The organism is Paramuribaculum intestinale (assembly GCF_030759015.1).
Taxonomy (GTDB): Bacteria; Bacteroidota; Bacteroidia; order Bacteroidales; family Muribaculaceae; genus Paramuribaculum; species Paramuribaculum intestinale.
On the sequence record NZ_CP098825.1, the window covers coordinates 488,933 to 506,896 of the forward strand.

Sequence of the window (17,964 nt, forward strand, 5' to 3'; positions counted from 1 at the left end):
AAAACAAATGCCATGAATTGATACATAAAACACCATGCTTTAAAGATTATGATTTTCAAATCCCCGTCATTTAAGTTATAAATCATCGAATCAAGGCTCATGCGACATTACCACATTAACTCATGTTCCATGAAACGTGATTTTGCGCATCGCTAAATTCCATACGATAATATGTGAGATTTTGATATATGCAAAATGATGTATTATCCTATGGGATATGATTCAAAGTCCATCGTATCATATCGCATAAAGTTTCGTGGTATTGGGTTATATCCCGGTGACACTTGAAACATTATGTGAATGTTCATATTGCGACAAGGCATTATGTATGAAGTATAAATCATGCCTCGCGGTCTTTTGAGAAAAGTGTTGTGCATTTCCATGGGAGCAGGCCGGAATCGGTAGATTTGCTCCTGAGAACCTTGTGGGCATATGCCGTTTTCTACAGTTTTTGGGAAGCAAGTTGTGCTTTTCGCCGTACAAAATCCTGCCGGATTTCGCCCTCTGAAAAGCCACTTGCCGACCGCTACGCGGCGGTGGAGGCTGCCGCCTCTGTTTCGCCTCCGGCGAGAATCCGATGGATATGGCCCACTGTAAACAGCAATCACAGTCAAAATGAACCGTAGAATCAAGAGAATCGAACTACGCCTTACGGAAGCCGAGGCGCAGTTTATCAGGGAGAAATCAAAGGGCTACCGCTCTGTCAGTCAGTATATACGGGATGCCGTAGCAGAGTTTTCAGACACAGATGCCAAACGACGGCTGGAGCTGATCAATGAGCTTGGCAAGCTATATCGCGAGTATCACAACGAGCTGTTCCATCTGTCCGCCAATCTCAATCAGGTGGTCAAGAGAGCCAACGAACTTGCCGTTGCAGGTCTGCTGAGTAAGTCGTATCTGGAGAAAACAGTCATTCCTGCGGTACGCGGTATCGAGGGCACAGTTTCAGCCATCAGAAGCGCACTTCTTGACGTAACGAAACAAGCCACATTACTTCATCGGGGCAAATAATATCGCACCATAGTCCATAAATTATGATGTTCCGGGACGTGATGTAGAATTTTGTGAAATATGATTCTTGTCGCTGCATTGCATGAAGTATTATTCAAGGGTATAAACTTCATGGCACAAGAGATATTCATTTATAAATTCAGGCTTCATGCTTGAAAAATCGTGCAACATGATTTTATGAGTTATAGCCCATAGAGCCATATCGCCACAAGACGTGGAACCAAAACACATCAGTCGTAATGAAGAAATATATGATTCATACCCCATAATTCAAAGGGTAATAAATCAAAGTACAACATTTCACGAACCATGATTGCAACAATCCTTCCCGGCAGTCCCAACTTCCATGCCGTTCTTTACAACGAGCGCAAGGTTGCCAAAGGCACGGCTCGTCTTATCGAGATAAAGAACTTCGGGATTCTCGAAGACATAGACAGCTTCGGTAAGCCTGCTCCTGAAGAGCTGCGCTCTTATCTCCAGACCTATTCAGAACGGAACGGGCGGATCCGTCAGACCCAATTTCATCTTGCAATATCCTGCAAAGGGAAGGAAATGACAGAAGACGAGTTGCTCGACTTCGCCCACGCCTATCTCAAAGAGATGGGGTATGGTCAGGAGGGTCAGCCGTTGCTCGTATATGCCCACCGCGATACGGAAAACAATCACATTCACATCGTCACATCAAGGGTCGCGCCGGACGGAACCAAGATTAACGACAGTCAGGAGCGGATACGCTCTCAAAGGGCAATCGACAGGATTCTCGGCCAGGACGCACGGAAGAAAACAGAGAAGGATTTGGAAAAAGCCAAGGGTTACTGCTACACCTCGATGGCACAGTTCAAGGCTCTCCTCTCCTCCCTCGGGTATGAGAGCTATGTCAAGGACGACACATTATATATAAAGAGGCAGGGAACCGTCCAGATGAAGGTTGCTGTCTCTGAGATTGAAGATTCCTTCCCGGAGCGCAGACGAAACCGTCAGCGACAGTGGGAGATAAAGGCTCTACTGTTGAAGTATCGTAACGTCAATACCGATGTAAAGGGACTACAGGCAGACTTGAAGAAGAACTTTGGCATCGACCTTGTTTTCTTCGGGCGAAAGGACAAGCCTTATGGATATATCATTATCGACCATAATAGAAAGTCACTATGTTTGCATCAGATTAGCTGACGGGGCGCTCAACGGGGGCTGTCTGCCCCCTTGCCGCTAAGGCTTTCCCCCGAGAGGAGTGAGGAGAAAAGATAGACGTAAGGGCAATTGCATGTAAATTTGTAAAAGCAAAATACATTAACAGCAAAACCGATACGTCTATGGTACAAAGTAACAAAAAAGATTTCAGCGGACAAAATATCTCTATTGGTATTGACGTCCATCTGAGAACATGGAGTGTCACGGTGCTCACCCCCTCTGGGTTTATGCGCACTCATACTCAAAAGGCTTCGGCCAAAGAGCTCTTTGAACATTTGAACAAGCATTATCCTAACGGTAGCTACCATGCAGCCTACGAGACGGGGTTTTCGGGCTTCTCGACCTATTATGCCCTGACTGAGCTTGGTATAAAATGCACCGTGGTACATGCTGCTGACGTTCCGACCACCCAGAAGGAAAAGGTCTCGAAGTCAGACCCGGTGGATTCAAAAAAGCTGGCCAAAGCCCTTATGCGCGGCGAGCTCGGCAGTGTGTACATTCACTCGAAGGACAGCCTCGACGACCGTGCGCTGGTACGCCACCGCGCCACTATTGTGAAGCTTTCCGGCGGCATAAAATCCAGAATCAAGCATCTGCTGTACAACAACGGCGTGGAGTACCCCGAAGAATATTTCCGAAGCAACCGCCACTGGACAAGAAGTTTCATAACGTGGTTGCAGAATGACGTGCGGTTGCTCTCCGACACCCGGGTCTCGCTTGACCTGCTCATTGCCGAGGTACTCCATTACAGGGAACGCCTCCTTGATGTGAACCGCAGATTGCGCTCGCTGGCGCGCAGCGACAGGTATGCCGAGAAATACGGCATCCTGATGTCGGTTCCCGGCATTGGTTCGACAATTGCCATGAGCCTGCTTACCGAGATTGATGACATCGGTCGCTTCAGTAACCAGCGCCAGTTCGCATCGTTCCTCGGACTCGTGCCGATGATGTCATCAAGCGGCGACAAGGAATACGTCGGTGAGAAGACTTTCCGGGGAAACAAATTCCTCGGTCCAAAAATAGTCGAGGCCTCATGGATAGCCATACGGCACGACGCGGAACTCTCCGCAAAGTTCGGCGCATTGTGCACCCGCGGAATGAAGTCGCAGGAAGCCATAATCCGGATAGCCCGCAAGCTCTCCAACATAATATTTTCCGTACTGAAATCAAACCGCAGATATGAATGCCGTTAGATAATGCGACACACAAAAGTCTTATAGGCAAATACAGTAAGACGGCTACTCTCGCCTCCTTGATGAGCCTTGGCTGCATCTAAAAGAAAGGTTGTGGCGTCTTTCCTATTATGCTGAATAAGTAAACTGTCAGCCCGATGGGGCGTGACTGATAGAAGTTTGCCTGATAGGACTTTTTTTACTACAAGGCATTTCGGGCTCTAACCGATTGCCGGTTATTTGATTGGGGCAGAGGCCTCGATCATGACTCTTTTGTGCCTACACAATCGGCACAGAAACATAAGCAATTGATTTTTAACGTTAATCTTTTCTAAATCTCAACGAGAATTTTGGAATACAACATAGAAGGAGGTGCTACATGGAGGGCATGTTCTCAAAATGGAGCTGTTGCTCGACTTCGCCACCGCGGAGGAACGTTTGGATCGCATAGATGCTTTCATCGACAGCGTTCTTGCTGCTAATCCGAAGGCAACGACCTTCGACATCAACGAAAAGCTGCGTCGCTCACACGCCTATATAAAAAGAGGTGTTCTCTATTATGGAGATGAGAGCCGGAATCTCAATCCACTGTTGGCTGAGACAATTCTCCGGAATGACAGAATCGACAGAATCGAGAGTTTCGGGGCGGTCATCGAAGCTGAACTTAACCGCCTATGCCAAATATATAAGGTGGAGCGCAGAGACCTCATTTCCCTCATGTCCGAGAGAAAACCGAGTGCAGCCCGGGCTGTGAATCAGCTTCGCGGTATCTTCGATAATACTACACTTGATTACAAGGATTTGAAAAGTGCAATCAGGGAATCCGGTTTTCAGATCCATCGCACTGAATCCGGAGATATTCTTGCTGTAAACTTCAACGAATATATCATCATTGACCTCAGGGCCGAGGGCTTCGACCTGACAAGACTCGACTACAAACCTCAAAAGAAAGAGCAGCCAACTGTTCAGAAACCAAAGGAACATCAGTCTCAGCCCAAGAAGTCCGGCATCCGTCCTTTGCAAGATGCCGGAGGCGGTGCCTCGGATTCCAACCGCGAATGGGAGGTCGGCAAGAAGCCCGACTACGATGATATTGACGATGGCCGCACATTGAAGATGTAGCGATTATGGAGGTCGCGGACTTTCTCACGTAACACTTCCGGACGGTTGTAATATGTTTCTAAGAATTATGCCTCTTAAGTTCATGAATGATGTCTCTAAAATACATGATTAATGTTGTGCATTTCGTTTCCCGCCTTCCGCCCTTGGTAATTTTGTGAAAAATAAAAATAAACACGCCTGTATGATACAGTTTCCAGTCATAGTCACATTCGCCAACCAAAAAGGAGGCGTCGGGAAGACAACCCTGTGCGTGCTCTTTGCCCATTACCTTGTGGCAAAGGGCGTAAAGGTCCGTATACTCGACTGTGACCGTCAGATGTCGGTTGTCAGACGGCGCAAGGCCGACATAGACCGCTATGGAGAGGAAGCGATACAGTTCCTGGCTGATCCGGAAAGAGTCAGCAACGCCGAAGAAGTCTATGACATGGTGGAGAAAATTTTCGGGAATCAGGATTATGAAGTCACGCTCATTGATACCCCCGGCCTTGTACTGAACGAACCCAACAAGCTTATTCTTCAGAACTCCGACCTGATTGTAACTCCTTTCCACTATGACAAGATGACGCTCTCCTCTACGTCTACCTTCATCATGTGCCTTGACATGATGAAGCGCACTCTTGGTCAGGAAATGAGAGCGAGGCTCTACCTCATACCCAATCTCCATGACGGCAGAATCGGAACAAGAAGCGAGCTGATGCTTTGGGAGGAAGCCCGCGATATTTTCAGCAGATACGGTATCGTCACTCCAAAAATTTCAAGGGTGTCCTCGATGGAAAGAATAAGCACCGTAATGCCGCTCGACCAGCAGTTGAAACTCGTCACTCCGGCCTTCGACAAACTGTATCTTGACATCTTCGGCAGTCTCGAACAATTCCGCATGTCTGCGAAGTCCACCATAGAACAGAAGACCACTGAGAAACCGGTCATCACAGAGATGATACCCGAACTTACGGATACGGACGCACCTTCCGACCTGAATTTTGAAACCGACAATAATACAACCACAGATGGAAAACCAGAATAATACTACCCAGGCCACGACACCCGTTCCCGGCTTCACACGCAAGACCGTGTTGAGACCAAAGACAGAATCCTCGGCTCCCGAGACAAAGAAAGAACCGATACAGGAGGCTGACAGTGATTTTACGGAAGCCTGTAATATAATCGCAAATAACGGGGAGGAGCCGACAGCCTCTGAAGCAGAGACAGCAGAAAGCTCCCACGGCCCAGACATGGAGGAAACAGACGAATGGGAATCCTTCATGGAGAATCTCCGTAACTATGAATCACGGGGCTGTCGTGAGAACCGCACTTACTGCCGCCTCGACAACGATATAGCCGACGCTCTTTACGAACTCGACATCAACGGTTCGAGCCGTCCCGACATCGTAAGCGCCGTAATGCGCGGATTCCTTCTTCGCAACAAGGAGCGTCTGCTCCAACTGCGCCGTGCGAGGAAAAGCTTTTTTGAAACTATATAAGACCTGTGATATGAAAAGACAATGGACTGACTCCCATACTGAAATGCTACGTGAGCTTTATCCGGTCGAAACAATCGAGCGGACAGCCGAGATTATCGGTTTCAGCCGGACAACCATAAAGGTCAAGGCCCGCAAATTCGGTATTGTCAAGGGAATGAACGTGGAATGGCTCGACAAGGCCACGGTAGTACGTAACAACTTCGACAGCCATTCATTCGCAGAAATCGCTGACATGATCGGGGCTACCAAAACTACAGTGGCAAGAATTGCCGGGAAGCTGGGGCTTAGACGTACCCGGAAGGAAAACAGGCACATCCGTTCGCGTGTCCGCAAGGATATGGTCAAGCGCGAGAAACGGCGTGTCATATTCGGCTTTGACCCGGTTACACGCATAAAGGTCGTGACCAACCGCAGGAGAATCAGGCTTCGTGCCGAGCTTAAAGCGGCGGGATATATCGTGGAGAGGATGGCAAACATCCTGTATTTCAAATCCGAGGACTGCCGCAATCTGAACAAGGAGAACATAGCCTCACGTCACGGTCTGCGTTTCGCCCCGTGGCCGTATGAGGAAGAACCATTAGTCAACGCAATATAACACCACACAGCATGAAATTCGGAGACATATTCCCCCTGCTGCTCGTACTGCTGATTCTGTACTACGCGGCAATGATAGCGATGGACTTATACAAAGCCAGACTCGAAAAAGAGGCCGAGAAGGAAAAAAACACCGAGGAGGAAATCGACATTTCTGACGAAGCCGCCACTTTCCAGCCTATCCGCATAAGGCGCGACGATCCAAAGAAGCCTGTCGTACCTGCATCGGCCGAATCCCCAAGGAACGAGACAGAAGACAAGAATAAGGATAAAGCCAATACCGACGCACCCTCGAAGAATGAGGAAAAGAGACCGGAAGTTCCTAAGGACAACGAGCCTGTGCAAGACAAAGAGAAGGCAGATGAAACGCCGGAGACAAAGACAGACCCATTCGACCCTGAAGCATACAAAATCCCCGATGAAGTTATTGCCGAGCATCGCAAGGAACATTCGAAATCAGCGAACGAACAGGTATCTCATTCCGAACCTTCTCCATCATCCGGTCCACAGCCATCGACTCAAAGGAAAAAGCCTCTTCGTGGGCCGGTAATGACCAATGGTATTCCTGCGGATGACCTTGTTTCCTTGATTGAGGCTCAATCCAACGGAATCCCTTCCGACTTGCAGAATTTCGCATACAAATGTGAGTCCACTTGAACACCGACTCTATCCCCTCTCCTCCCGTTGCCTTTATCGAACACCGCTGCCTTTATTGAACGACGTTGCCTTGAATGCCCATTTATGAACATCCAACAAACTTCAATATGCAGAAAATCAAAAAACGCTGCCTCCGTGCAGCAGCCCGTTTCAAGAACTCAGGCTTCGCCCGCAAGGGTGTGCTCGCGCTCGGCGCCCTCACCCTCACGGTAGGCGACATGATGGCATCAAGCAAGGGTGCCGCAGGTTTCACCAAGGCCACCACCGAAATATCGTCCTACCAGACACCGGTCTCCAATCTGATGAAGGCAATAGCAGCCGTCATCGCGCTCGTCGGCGCTTTTAATGTTTATTTCAAAATGAGCAACGGCGACCAGGATGTGAAAAAGACCATCATGCTCACCATCGGCGGCTGTATCGCCTTTATCGCTCTGAGCGAGGCATTACCGCTTTTCTTTAAGTAATGCACAACTATACAGACAATTAAGCATTACGCATTAAGAATTCATAATTGAGTAAAGTGGCGATGAATCTCAATGGCTACCCTGTTTTCAAAGGGTTACAGAAACCACTGGAGTTTATGGGAATCCGAGGACGTTTCCTTATGCTGGCCGCTGCCGCGATTGGTGTATCATTCGTCGGGTTCATTGTATTCTCGATAGTCTTGGGCAAGCTTGCCGGGTTCATTGCCATGCTCATTATGGCGGCGGTCGGCATAGCGACCATCTTCATCAAGCAGCGCGGCGGTCTGCACAACAAGCGCCGTGACAACGGAATTTTCATCTACAAAAACATTTTCAAACGATAACACAGATGGCTAAGACAAAGAAACGCATATTCGATGGCTTGTACGCCCAGTTGGAGGAAACTGACGGCTCCGTGGTTCTATTCTCCGCAAAGGGCGAGCCGTCTGTCATATTCTCCATGACCAACCCGGTGCAGCAGCTCTGCACCGATGCCGAGCAGTACATGCTCTTTCAGGATGTGCTGTCGAATATCGTTCAGACTCTCGGCGAGGGGTACGCCCTCCAGAAGCAGGACATACTCTGTAAGCAGGCTTACCGACACGATGTGCCGGAAGATGCAGAGTTCCTGACACGCAGCTATTTCAAATACTTCGAGGGAAGAGAGTTTACGGAAATCACCACATATCTTATTATAACGCAGGAAGCACAGCGAGGTCAGTTCGTGCAGTACGACCCGAAGAAATGGCTCGACTTCCATGCAAAGGTCTCCAAGGTAAGCGACATTCTCGCGGAAAAGGGAATCAGACATAAGAAGCTGACCAAAGCCGAGGTCAGCGAATACTGCCACCGCTTCATGGCGTTCCAGTTTCGTCACGGCCCGTTCTCGATGACCAACTTCAAGGCTTCGGACGAATACCTGAAAACCGGTGAGCGTGTAATCCGTTCATACCCACTCGTTGACATCGACGAAATCAACCTCCCATCTGTCATACAGCCTTATACCAAGATTGGTATCAACGGATACGGCATTGCTACCGATTTATTGTCGTTCCTTACTTCCGTGCCACATACAGATTGCGTGGTATTCAATCAGGTGGTTCAGATACCCAATCAGAGAAAACTTCTCCGGAAACTTCAGGCGAAAGCGAAGCGTCACGGCTCCATGCCCGACCCGAGCAACAAGATTGCGAAGGCTGACATCGAGGAAGTGCTGAACCGTCTTGCCGTCGATACATCCATGCTGGTGAACACCAACTTCAATATCCTTATGAGCTGTCCGGCAGACAAGGTGACTCCCGTCACGTCCTATCTGGAGACCAAGCTCTATGAGTGCGGCATAATGCCCTCGCGCACCGCTTACAACCAGTTGGAGTTGTTTGTGGATTCATTCCCCGGAAACGCCTATTCGTTCAATCCGGACTATGACCTCTTCCTCACTCTCTCGGACGCCGCCCTTTGCTTCTTTTTCAAGGAACACCTCAAAGGGTCGGAGACGACACCGCTGACCACATACTACACCGACCGCCAGGGGCTTCCGGTCTGCATAGACATAACCGGCAAGGAAGGCAAGGTCAAGATGACCGACAACGCCAATTTCTTCTGCATCGGTCCAAGCGGAAGCGGCAAGTCGTTCCACATGAACAGCGTTGTGCGTCAGTTGCTAGAACAGAATACTGACGTGGTTATGGTAGATACCGGAGACTCATACGAGGGTATCTGCGGCTATTTCGGTGGTACCTATATCAGCTACTCCAAGGAGAAGCCTATATCCATGAATCCCTTCAAGGTGACAAGAGAGGAATACGATTTGAACTTCGGTGAGAAGAAGAACTTCCTCAAATCCTTGATATTCCTGATTTTCAAAGGCAACGAGCTACCCTCCAAAATCGAGGATATGCTTGTGAACCAGACTATCGTGGAATATTACGATGCCTACTTTCATCCGTTCGAGAAGTTTACCGACATTGAGCGTGACGGTCTGCGTCAGAAATTACTTGTCGCAGCCAAGATGGATGACGAATACGAGAAGTATGCCCATGAAATGGAGGGTATCGACGAACAGATACAGCAGCCGCCTGCGAAAGAGGAAACGAAGGCTCTCATGCTCCCCTCAGAGGAACGGAGGTTAAGGCTGATACGCCAATGCCGTGCCTTCCAAGCGGTCGTGCTGGACAAGGCGGCGACTGATTCGGAAAAGGAGAAGGCGGCTGCTAAAATCGAGCTGTACAAGAAAGAGCTATACGAGACCTCAATGCTGGTAAAGATTGACAAGCAGATTGACCACATGGAGGAGCAGAAACGCCGTCTTAAGGTCAAGGAGCTGTCATTCAACAGCTATTATGAGTTTGCTCTCGAACGCATACCGCAGATTACCTCTCTGGAGAAAATCAAGTTCGACATCCGGGATTTTGCCGCCATTCTAAAACAGTTCTACCGTGGCGGCGAGCTGGAAATGACGCTCAATTCCGACCTCGATGTAAATCTCTTCGACGAGAGGTTTATCGTGTTCGAGATTGACAAGATTAAGGATGATCCGGTTCTTTTCCCTATCGTCGTGCTGATCATCATGGACGTGTTCCTACAGAAAATGCGTATCAAGAAAGGCCGCAAAGCCTTGATAATCGAGGAGGCATGGAAAGCGATTGCCTCGCCCACCATGGCAGAGTATATAAAGTATCTTTACAAGACGGTCCGCAAGTTTCACGGCATTGCAGGTGTTGTCACTCAAGAACTTAACGACGTGATTGACTCCCCGATTGTCAAGGAGGCAATCATCAACAACTCGGACGTGAAGATACTTCTCGACCAGACAAAGTTCAAGGACAGGTATGAGGACATCGCCGCAATTCTCGGTCTGACCCCGATTCAGCGTCAGCAGATCTTCACCATCAATGCCCTGAACAACCATGACAACCGCAATTACTTCAAGGAGGTATGGATATGCCGTGGTCAGAACTCGGATGTGTACGGTGTCGAGGAACCGCCTGAATGTTACTGGGCATACACCACCGAACGGGCCGAGAAGGAGGCGTTGAAAATATATCTCCGTCACTACGGCACAATGCAGGATGCAATCACCCACATAGAGATTGACCGCAAGAAAGCCGGAATCAGCAAATATCTCGATTTCGCGAGACAAGTCAACAACCGTCAGAAAGTAATGTCATTATGGTAGGATTAAGATATATACTCCCAATCATTGCAGTCACTCTCATGGCTGAGAGTGGATATGCCCAGTGGAAGATTGTCATTGACCCGAAGACAATCGAGCAGGTCGGCATCAACATGGCCTCGCAGAAGGCAATCGAGGACGAACACAACAAACGTCTCGACACCATCGCCTCGAAGCAGAAGAAGCTGGAACAATACACCATAAGCATGGCTACCATCAAGGAGATGTACAAGCTGACAATGGAGAATGTATCCGGCTTCGGCACTGAGAGCAAATATTATGTCGAGATAGGACGCTGCGCCCTCGACATAATCCTTGACGTGCCCGAACTCATCAAGGTGGTCAATGGCGCCAAGTTCACAAACAAGTTGCTGTGCCTTAACGAACTCGGCAACATCGTCACCGAGACCCAGCAGCTTGTAGCTGACTTCGTGAATATCGTTAACAACGCCAAGGTCAGGAATCCGCTGAAAGGTCAGGCTACCGCCGAGACAAAGAGCGACGGCTACAATCTCCTTGACCGATACGAGCGTCTTACTCTCGCAAACCGCATCTACTCCGACCTGATGAATATCCGCTACAAGGTTCAGGGTATGATGGCTATGGCACAGTATGCCACCATGAACGACCTGTTCTTTGCCATTGATCCGGAGGGCTGGGCGAACATCGTGGTGATGACAAATCAGGTCAACGGCCTTGTTAATGACTGGAACGGACTGCATAAAATCGACAAGCTCCAGATTGACTATGACAAAATTGACATTATCAATCAGTTCAAATGGGGATTCTGATGGGACAGGTATTTAGGAAAATAATGCCGGTATTCCTCGCTGTATCACTGCCCTTTAGCGCATCAGCGTTTGACTGGCCGCGTGATTTGCCTACTTTCGAGGCTCTGATGGCACTTCACAAGTGCGTGAAGAAGGACGAGGACGCTGCACTTACTCGTGTCGCAACCAGTTTCGGTGAGCAGTCGATTGTGACCAAGGGCGCGAAAAAGTTCAATGATGTCCGGACTACGCTCGACACCAAACTCAATAACACCTATTCTTACGTTGTGCTGGCCGGAGCAATATCCGCCACCGCTTCGTCGCTCTATAGGCTCGTCCGGGAGTATAGCTCGTTTACATCCAACACATTCAAATATGTCAGCGAAAAACCGTTCGTGGCATGGTACTATACCGAGGCTAACGTAGCCATATCCCGGGAAGTCAAACACTGCTACAACCTCTATGCGGCGGTGGCGGCTTCGGGAATCAACGTGATGAAAGCCTCGATGGACGAGAAGCTCGACCTTGTGATGACTCTCAAAACCTCCATCGACCGCGCCCGGTACATCATCGACAACGCCAATCTCTACTGTTATCTCGTGACAGAATGCGGTTGGAAGCCTGACTACATCTGGGAAATCCTTACCTCGGAGGTTAAGGATGAAATCGTAAACATCGTAATCAACAACTGGAACAAAGGATATGGGAACTAAGACAATTATCGCAATTATGTTTTGTACAGCCCTCATGGGGATGCCTCAAGCTCTTTCAGCCCAAAGGGTCGTGCATGATGACCAGAAGTTCAAGCAATGGAGGTCGATGGAGAACGGCCCGTGGGATTTCGCCCCCGACTGGTACTACTACTTTCTGCACAAGAATTATTCGGGTGCTGAAATGTACTGGAAATGGGCGGGGTTCAAGTCCGGCTACCGTGTCCGCTTCAAGGAGGAGAAATCAAATGTCAAGCGCATCATGCCTGTGCGCATAACCGCCGAAGAGACACAGCGGCAGAAGGTCAGTCAGGTCGAGAAGGAACGTGCCCAGATCGAGGAACTTTACAAGGAGGAACTTGCGAGAGAGGCCGACCGTATCGTCGATGTCACATACGTTTCCTACAAGGATGAGTTCAACCGTATGCAGGACTGCATCACCGATGGGCTTCTCTACTGCATGAACAAAAGCAACGGTGCACTGGAGTATCAGGTGAACGAGATTTCCCGGCTGAATGAAGTGCTGTGCGCAGACATCGCTTATATCCATAAGACCGGCCCGGGCTACGAGCTTGAAAACGCCAAACGCCGTCAGGCTTACGAGAATGCCAAGACAAAGATGGAGGAGCTGGTAAACCGTACCGCACACCTTTGCGCCGTAGCCGCCACACATTATTAAACTTATTATCAGGATATATATGACTTTACTTTCTATTCTTTGTACCATGGGGCTTCCCTCCATCGATGACAGCCTCGACAAACTTCTTGTCGCTATGGAGACGTTCCCGAATGTGGCGGTTCTCGGCGATGCCGTGAGCCTCGCACGGATTATCGGACTGTTGCTGGCACTTTGTGTCGGCTCATACGAGTGTTGGATGATGATGCTCGGCAGACGTGGCATGGACGTGATGAAGCTGCTTCGCATTGTCGGTATCTCTATATGCATTTCATGCTCTTCATATATCTGTTCCGCGTTGCAGACCCCGGGCAAGGGGCTGGAGGCTACAACAAAGGCTATGGCGAAGTCCAAGAACAAGGAGGTGGCGGCTTTCGAGTTGAAGGTGGCGCAGAAGCAGGGTCAGTATCTCGAAAGGCTACGTGCCGTGCAGGACTCCATCGCCACGGCGCAGCAGGTGGCCGCCATTGGCGAGGATGCCAACTGGTGGGACAAGCTCATCTACAATGTGGAGAATCTCGGCAATACCATCAACAACTATGCCCAGCGTGCCGCAGTCGCCGCAGAGACCAAGGTCAGCGAGTGGATTAACGACGTGATCAGATTTGTCGGTGAACTGATTTTCCAGATGTCGTACTACGGTATATTGGTGGCACAGAGGATATTTCTCGCTATCATGGCTATATTCTGTCCGATAATGTTCGCCATGTCGCTCGCTCCGCCTTGGAACTCCGCATGGAGCCAGTGGATGTCGAAGTATCTCTCTTTGACCCTATGGGGGTTCATCACATATATGTGCCTGTACTACATCGACTTCATTCTCCTCTACAATCTCCAGCAGGATATAATCGCCTACGAGCATCTGCTCAACGGCTCGGTCAACTCATGGTCGCAGATCGGGGCATTGGGCCTTCAGGGCATAGGCTCCAACTGTATGTACGCTATGGGTATGCTAGTCGGCGCATATATAATACGCTATGTTCCGGAAGTCGCTTCATGGCTCATCCCCGGAGGTGTTAGCAGCGGTGTCGCAGGTTCGTCAGGCGCATTCGCGATGGGAGCTGCAATGACAGCCGGGTCCGCCGCAGTCACAGCCACATCTATGGTGGCAGGTGGTGCAAGCAGCGTAGCCGGAACACTCGGAACTATCGGCGAGAACAATCTAAAACATAAGAACTTCGGCAATCCCGAACAATAACAACTTCAGAATATGCTCATACAATCATTAGCACAGAAGACACGGCTGGCACTCCTCACGGTGCTTGCCGCAGTCGGGGGCTGCGTCCTGATATGCGGCTTCACTCTTTGGCGTTGCATCGCCCTCGTCACCGAGGAGCGCCAACAGATATATGTCCTTGACGGCGACATTCCTTTCCTCGCCCAACGCGCCCAGCTCGAAGCCAACTTCACAATGGAAGCACGTGCGCATATCCAACTGTTCCATCAGTACTTTTTCAACCTCCCTCCAGACAACGACTATATCAAGTGGACTGTCGGAAAGGCTATGTATATGGCTGACGGAACCGCGTTGAAGCAGAAGCAGGCTATGGACGAGAACGGATTCTACTCGGATATAATCTCTTCATCGGCAGTCTGCACAATCATCTGCGATTCAATCAACTTTGACGAACATGAACGGAAGTTCACCTACTACGGCACTCAGTTGATCAAGAGGCGAACCCGTGATTTGAAACGCTCAATGGTGACTTCCGGCTACATCGAGAATGTCCCACGAACGGAGAACAACCCCCATGGACTGATGATTACAGGCTGGAGGACAATAGAAAATAAGGATTTGGGCTACTAACCACTTCACTATGAAATCAATAAATAAGACAATCAAAGACAACCGCATTAAGACGCATCAGGCTGTCTGCGGTTGGCTGAAGCCGAGAATGAATGCCGTCGGAACCCGATGGCGAATCGCAGCGCGAATCCGTCTCGCAAACTCATGGGCCACGAAGAACCCGAAAAAGACTTTTGGCTATGTGGTCGGCACATTGCTCATGGTATTGTTGGTGGATGTCGCATTCACAGGGGCAAGGGCTGAAATGAACAATCCGGAACTTGCGAGAATAGCCAACGTCGAGCCTATATTCAACGGCTTCCGTACCATTCAGGCAAACAAGGAGGCCCACCGGAAGACTATACTCGAACTAACCTCGCAGGGTCAGAGCATAAGGCAGGAACTCGACTCCATGATCCGTATCCCGGTCAAATCCCACGCTGATTCCATCGGCATAATCAAGAGATACAACAGTCTCGAAAACATCGCCAAATCACTTAAACAGAACGATACCAATGACTAAAATCAATTTCAAACACCCCAAGTATATCTTTCCGGTGGTGATATTCATACCGCTGTGCTGTCTGGTATACTTTGTCATGCAGACCTTCTCCGACGGTGGTGACGATGAGAAGGAGCAGGTGGCGACAGACCGCATCAACACCACTCTCCCCGAAGCCAAGGCCGAGGAGGCCGGCAGCAAACTGTTCGAGATGTCGCGTCGCTTCGATGACGAGGATGCCTTTACCGCAGTGGGCGGCATTGGTGAGGATAAGGAGGAAAACGAGAAGCTCGACCACGGCTATACCGAGGAGGAGCTGAACCGTCTCGATGCCGCAGAAGCCGAGCGAATCCGTCAGCAACGGGAGATGGAGGAGCTGGAACGTTCTCTCGCCGAATCCCGGCGTCATATCAACTCCTATGCCTACGATGACCCGTATTCAAATTCCTATGGCGGCAATGGCTCTTCAAGAGATGATTTTGCCTCAGAGCTGGAGGAGATTCAACGCCGGAGCTTTGAACGCCAAAAGGCTATCGAGACAGGTCTCGGCTTCGGTCAGGATGACGAGGAAGAGAAATTGAAAAAGCAGCGAGCCGATTCAATCGCTCAGGCAAAGCGTGAGGAAAAGGAGCGCAACCGCCCAAAGCTCGTTATCAAGTCACAAGATACAAATGCCGAGAAGTTCAACACTGTCGGTACTGAATCCGAATCAGCCGATGCCACCCTCATACGTGCCATGATTGACAAAACCACCAAGGCGCATGAGGGGACTCGCCTCCGTTTCAAACTCCTTGACGACGTGACTGTAAGTGGTACCCGATTGAAGAAGGGAACGTATCTCTACGGTACTGTCACAGGCTTCGGACAGCAGCGTGTACGAGCAACTATCACAAGCATCCTTATAGGCGGCAAATTCATCAGCGTCAACCTCTCGGTATTCGACAATGACGGCATGGAGGGTTTCTACGTACCTGAATCAGCCTTCCGCGACTTCATGAAAGAGGCCGGTGCCAACACCGTCCAGCAGAACATCAGCTTCGAGTCGGAAAGCGGCTATGGTTCCGGCATATCCGGCGAGGCCATCGCGCTTCAAGCCTTGCAGAATATGTACAATTCCGCGACTTCCGCCGTATCGGCAAACATCCGCAAGAACAAGGCGAAAATCAAGTATAACACAATCGTTTATCTCATCAATTCTGACAAAGCGAGATAAGCGCATAAATAGGTAAACTATATTACTAATAACAGAACATACAATTAGTATAATCATTTAACACACCCAATATGAAATCGAAGATTCTCACTGCCATCCTCTGTGCCGTCGGCATTGTCGGAGGCGTATCTGCCCAGACCACATTCAAGGAGAAAATCTACGTCAATCCTGACGTGACCACACATATCGTCATGCCGGAGAACATCAGGCTTGTCGATATTTCGACCACTAAGATTGTCGGCAACCAGTGCGCCGACAACATCGTCCGCATCAAGCCGCTCTCCCCGGATGACATGGAGGCGGATTCGCAGCCGTTCCGTGAGAATGAGCTGCTTGCCACGCTTACACTCATCGGTGAGCGACACATGGCACAGTATGATGTGGTTTTCGTCTCGTCCCCCTCCCGGGCCGCATCGATCCACAACGTGCCTTACCGCAATATGCAGTCCTACATCAACCCTGAGGTGTCGATGCCGGAATCGGAGATGGCGCGTTACGCCTGGGCTGTCTATGGCAGCAGTCGCAAATATAATCAGGTGGTGTCATCCAAGCATGGCATGAAGGCAGTAATCAACAACATCTACTCAATCGGCGACTACTTCTTCATCGACTATTCGCTGCAGAACAAGACGAAGATTCCTTACGACATAGAGGAACTGCGTGTCAAGCTGACCGACAAGAAGGAGGTCAAGGCAACCAACTCACAGACTATCGAGCTGACACCGGCCTATTCGCTAAATCTCGCCAAACGCTTCAAAAAGCATTACCGTAATGTGCTCGTCCTGCCGAAGCTGACTTTCCCTGACGAGAAGGTGCTTCGCCTCGAAATTTCGGAGAACCAGATAAGCGGCCGCGTCATCACGCTTACAATCGAGTATGAGGACATTCTCAATGCCGACGGCTTTGACTCCGACATACTCAAAAAGATTCCTTATGGCTATCAGCCCCACATCTATAAATAACCCGCCACTATGAAGAAGATAATCCTCGCTCTCATATGCGCCGTCGTATCGGCTGGCGCATACGCCCAGGGAAAACTGACCGTCAATACCGGATTCCTTTCCCCTTCAACGCTCAACGCTACCATCGGCTATGAACACTCGTTTTCCTACGGCAACGCGGTGGAAGTGTTCGGTGAAATCGGCAACCACTGGCGCACGTCCCCCGGTGAGTTCTGGAAAAGATACTACTGGGATGGCGGCATCCTCTACAAGCATCGTCTTGCCCGATATAAGAACGGCATGTTACGCTTTCGTTTCGGGCCGCAGTTCGGAGCCGTAGAACGAAAGTTCTTCCTCGGCGCGGAAGCCGGTTTTGAATACAATTATGTCTTCCAGAACGGTTGGGAGTTCTCGCTGATCCAGAAGAACAACGTCAACTTCCTGCACGGCGATACGTTCCGGAACGGTCTGCTCATAGGTCTGAAAATCCCATTGTAACAAA

General features: G+C 49.7%; 20 protein-coding genes. All 20 read left to right on the top strand.

The window, feature by feature from the left end; genetic code table 11:
• Positions 1–615: 615 nt before the first annotated feature.
• The 20 genes from NF347_RS02025 to NF347_RS02120 all read left to right on the top strand — a co-directional run bounded on the left by NF347_RS02025 (position 616) and on the right by NF347_RS02120 (position 17,960).
• Positions 616–1,011 carry a hypothetical protein gene (locus tag NF347_RS02025; RefSeq protein WP_107036138.1) on the top strand — a complete coding sequence of 132 codons (396 nt, stop codon included), beginning with the start codon at positions 616–618 and terminating at the stop codon, positions 1,009–1,011.
• Between the two features lie 309 nt (positions 1,012–1,320).
• Positions 1,321–2,181 (top strand): relaxase/mobilization nuclease domain-containing protein, encoded by an 861-nt coding sequence (locus NF347_RS02030; RefSeq protein WP_107036137.1) that lies wholly within the window; start codon positions 1,321–1,323, stop codon positions 2,179–2,181.
• A gap of 140 nt (positions 2,182–2,321) precedes the next feature.
• Positions 2,322–3,392 (top strand): IS110 family RNA-guided transposase, encoded by a 1,071-nt coding sequence (locus tag NF347_RS02035; protein WP_055301324.1) that lies wholly within the window; start codon positions 2,322–2,324, stop codon positions 3,390–3,392.
• Positions 3,393–3,770: 378 nt separating this feature from the next.
• Positions 3,771–4,493, top strand: coding sequence for a hypothetical protein (locus tag NF347_RS02040; RefSeq protein WP_107036320.1), 723 nt, complete (start codon positions 3,771–3,773; stop codon positions 4,491–4,493).
• Positions 4,494–4,674: 181 nt separating this feature from the next.
• The gene (locus NF347_RS02045; protein ID WP_107036321.1) at positions 4,675–5,517 is read left to right on the top strand and encodes a ParA family protein; all 843 of its coding nucleotides are present in this window, start codon (positions 4,675–4,677) and stop codon (positions 5,515–5,517) included.
• The gene (locus NF347_RS02050) at positions 5,501–5,974 is read left to right on the top strand and encodes a hypothetical protein (protein WP_107036322.1); all 474 of its coding nucleotides are present in this window, start codon (positions 5,501–5,503) and stop codon (positions 5,972–5,974) included. The genes NF347_RS02045 and NF347_RS02050 overlap by 17 nt, the downstream gene beginning before the upstream one ends.
• Before the next feature lie 10 nt (positions 5,975–5,984).
• Positions 5,985–6,569: a MarR family transcriptional regulator gene (locus NF347_RS02055; RefSeq protein WP_107036323.1), complete on the top strand. Its 585-nt coding sequence runs from the start codon at positions 5,985–5,987 to the stop codon at positions 6,567–6,569.
• Between the two features lie 11 nt (positions 6,570–6,580).
• Positions 6,581–7,225 carry a hypothetical protein gene (locus NF347_RS02060; protein WP_107036324.1) on the top strand — a complete coding sequence of 215 codons (645 nt, stop codon included), beginning with the start codon at positions 6,581–6,583 and terminating at the stop codon, positions 7,223–7,225.
• Positions 7,226–7,332: 107 nt separating this feature from the next.
• Entirely contained in the window at positions 7,333–7,689 is a 357-nt protein-coding gene (locus NF347_RS02065) for a DUF4134 domain-containing protein (protein WP_107036388.1), read from the top strand.
• 56 nt (positions 7,690–7,745) lie between these two features.
• Positions 7,746–8,033, top strand: coding sequence for a DUF4133 domain-containing protein (locus NF347_RS02070; protein WP_107036325.1), 288 nt, complete (start codon positions 7,746–7,748; stop codon positions 8,031–8,033).
• Between the two features lie 5 nt (positions 8,034–8,038).
• A complete protein-coding gene (locus tag NF347_RS02075; protein WP_107036326.1) occupies positions 8,039–10,867 on the top strand; it encodes a TraG family conjugative transposon ATPase in 2,829 nt (942 codons plus the stop codon).
• Positions 10,861–11,655, top strand: a complete 795-nt coding sequence (locus NF347_RS02080) for a hypothetical protein (protein ID WP_107036327.1) — start codon at positions 10,861–10,863, stop codon at positions 11,653–11,655. The genes NF347_RS02075 and NF347_RS02080 overlap by 7 nt, the downstream gene beginning before the upstream one ends.
• Before the next feature lie 23 nt (positions 11,656–11,678).
• Positions 11,679–12,347, top strand: coding sequence for a hypothetical protein (locus tag NF347_RS02085; RefSeq protein ID WP_107036389.1), 669 nt, complete (start codon positions 11,679–11,681; stop codon positions 12,345–12,347).
• A 16-nt stretch (positions 12,348–12,363) separates the two neighbouring features.
• Positions 12,364–13,023 carry a DUF5045 domain-containing protein gene (locus tag NF347_RS02090; protein ID WP_237613028.1) on the top strand — a complete coding sequence of 220 codons (660 nt, stop codon included), beginning with the start codon at positions 12,364–12,366 and terminating at the stop codon, positions 13,021–13,023.
• 19 nt (positions 13,024–13,042) lie between these two features.
• Positions 13,043–14,218 (top strand): hypothetical protein, encoded by a 1,176-nt coding sequence (locus NF347_RS02095; RefSeq protein WP_107036329.1) that lies wholly within the window; start codon positions 13,043–13,045, stop codon positions 14,216–14,218.
• Between the two features lie 12 nt (positions 14,219–14,230).
• Positions 14,231–14,827 (top strand): conjugative transposon protein TraK, encoded by a 597-nt coding sequence (traK, locus tag NF347_RS02100; protein WP_107036330.1) that lies wholly within the window; start codon positions 14,231–14,233, stop codon positions 14,825–14,827.
• Between the two features lie 10 nt (positions 14,828–14,837).
• The gene (locus tag NF347_RS02105) at positions 14,838–15,329 is read left to right on the top strand and encodes a hypothetical protein (protein WP_107036331.1); all 492 of its coding nucleotides are present in this window, start codon (positions 14,838–14,840) and stop codon (positions 15,327–15,329) included.
• On the top strand, positions 15,322–16,521 hold the full coding sequence (traM, locus tag NF347_RS02110) for a conjugative transposon protein TraM (RefSeq protein WP_107036332.1): 1,200 nt from the start codon (positions 15,322–15,324) through the stop codon (positions 16,519–16,521). Before NF347_RS02105 ends, traM begins: the two co-directional genes overlap by 8 nt.
• A gap of 71 nt (positions 16,522–16,592) precedes the next feature.
• The gene (traN, locus tag NF347_RS02115) at positions 16,593–17,483 is read left to right on the top strand and encodes a conjugative transposon protein TraN (RefSeq protein WP_107036333.1); all 891 of its coding nucleotides are present in this window, start codon (positions 16,593–16,595) and stop codon (positions 17,481–17,483) included.
• A gap of 9 nt (positions 17,484–17,492) precedes the next feature.
• The gene (locus NF347_RS02120; protein WP_107036334.1) at positions 17,493–17,960 is read left to right on the top strand and encodes a hypothetical protein; all 468 of its coding nucleotides are present in this window, start codon (positions 17,493–17,495) and stop codon (positions 17,958–17,960) included.
• Positions 17,961–17,964: the final 4 nt, after the last annotated feature.

What these genes read in the sequence shown, in the direction of transcription:
- NF347_RS02025 (WP_107036138.1), top strand. Translation starts at nt 616, where the DNA reads ATGAACCGTAGAATCAAGAGAATCGAACTACGCCTTACGGAAGCCGAG.
- NF347_RS02030 (WP_107036137.1), top strand. Translation starts at nt 1,321, where the DNA reads ATGATTGCAACAATCCTTCCCGGCAGTCCCAACTTCCATGCCGTTCTT.
- NF347_RS02035 (WP_055301324.1), top strand. Translation starts at nt 2,322, where the DNA reads ATGGTACAAAGTAACAAAAAAGATTTCAGCGGACAAAATATCTCTATT.
- NF347_RS02040 (WP_107036320.1), top strand. Translation starts at nt 3,771, where the DNA reads ATGGAGCTGTTGCTCGACTTCGCCACCGCGGAGGAACGTTTGGATCGC.
- NF347_RS02045 (WP_107036321.1), top strand. Translation starts at nt 4,675, where the DNA reads ATGATACAGTTTCCAGTCATAGTCACATTCGCCAACCAAAAAGGAGGC.
- NF347_RS02050 (WP_107036322.1), top strand. Translation starts at nt 5,501, where the DNA reads ATGGAAAACCAGAATAATACTACCCAGGCCACGACACCCGTTCCCGGC.
- NF347_RS02055 (WP_107036323.1), top strand. Translation starts at nt 5,985, where the DNA reads ATGAAAAGACAATGGACTGACTCCCATACTGAAATGCTACGTGAGCTT.
- NF347_RS02060 (WP_107036324.1), top strand. Translation starts at nt 6,581, where the DNA reads ATGAAATTCGGAGACATATTCCCCCTGCTGCTCGTACTGCTGATTCTG.
- NF347_RS02065 (WP_107036388.1), top strand. Translation starts at nt 7,333, where the DNA reads ATGCAGAAAATCAAAAAACGCTGCCTCCGTGCAGCAGCCCGTTTCAAG.
- NF347_RS02075 (WP_107036326.1), top strand. Translation starts at nt 8,039, where the DNA reads ATGGCTAAGACAAAGAAACGCATATTCGATGGCTTGTACGCCCAGTTG.
- NF347_RS02080 (WP_107036327.1), top strand. Translation starts at nt 10,861, where the DNA reads ATGGTAGGATTAAGATATATACTCCCAATCATTGCAGTCACTCTCATG.
- NF347_RS02085 (WP_107036389.1), top strand. Translation starts at nt 11,679, where the DNA reads ATGCCGGTATTCCTCGCTGTATCACTGCCCTTTAGCGCATCAGCGTTT.
- NF347_RS02090 (WP_237613028.1), top strand. Translation starts at nt 12,364, where the DNA reads ATGTTTTGTACAGCCCTCATGGGGATGCCTCAAGCTCTTTCAGCCCAA.
- NF347_RS02095 (WP_107036329.1), top strand. Translation starts at nt 13,043, where the DNA reads ATGACTTTACTTTCTATTCTTTGTACCATGGGGCTTCCCTCCATCGAT.
- traK (WP_107036330.1), top strand. Translation starts at nt 14,231, where the DNA reads ATGCTCATACAATCATTAGCACAGAAGACACGGCTGGCACTCCTCACG.
- NF347_RS02105 (WP_107036331.1), top strand. Translation starts at nt 14,838, where the DNA reads ATGAAATCAATAAATAAGACAATCAAAGACAACCGCATTAAGACGCAT.
- traM (WP_107036332.1), top strand. Translation starts at nt 15,322, where the DNA reads ATGACTAAAATCAATTTCAAACACCCCAAGTATATCTTTCCGGTGGTG.
- traN (WP_107036333.1), top strand. Translation starts at nt 16,593, where the DNA reads ATGAAATCGAAGATTCTCACTGCCATCCTCTGTGCCGTCGGCATTGTC.
- NF347_RS02120 (WP_107036334.1), top strand. Translation starts at nt 17,493, where the DNA reads ATGAAGAAGATAATCCTCGCTCTCATATGCGCCGTCGTATCGGCTGGC.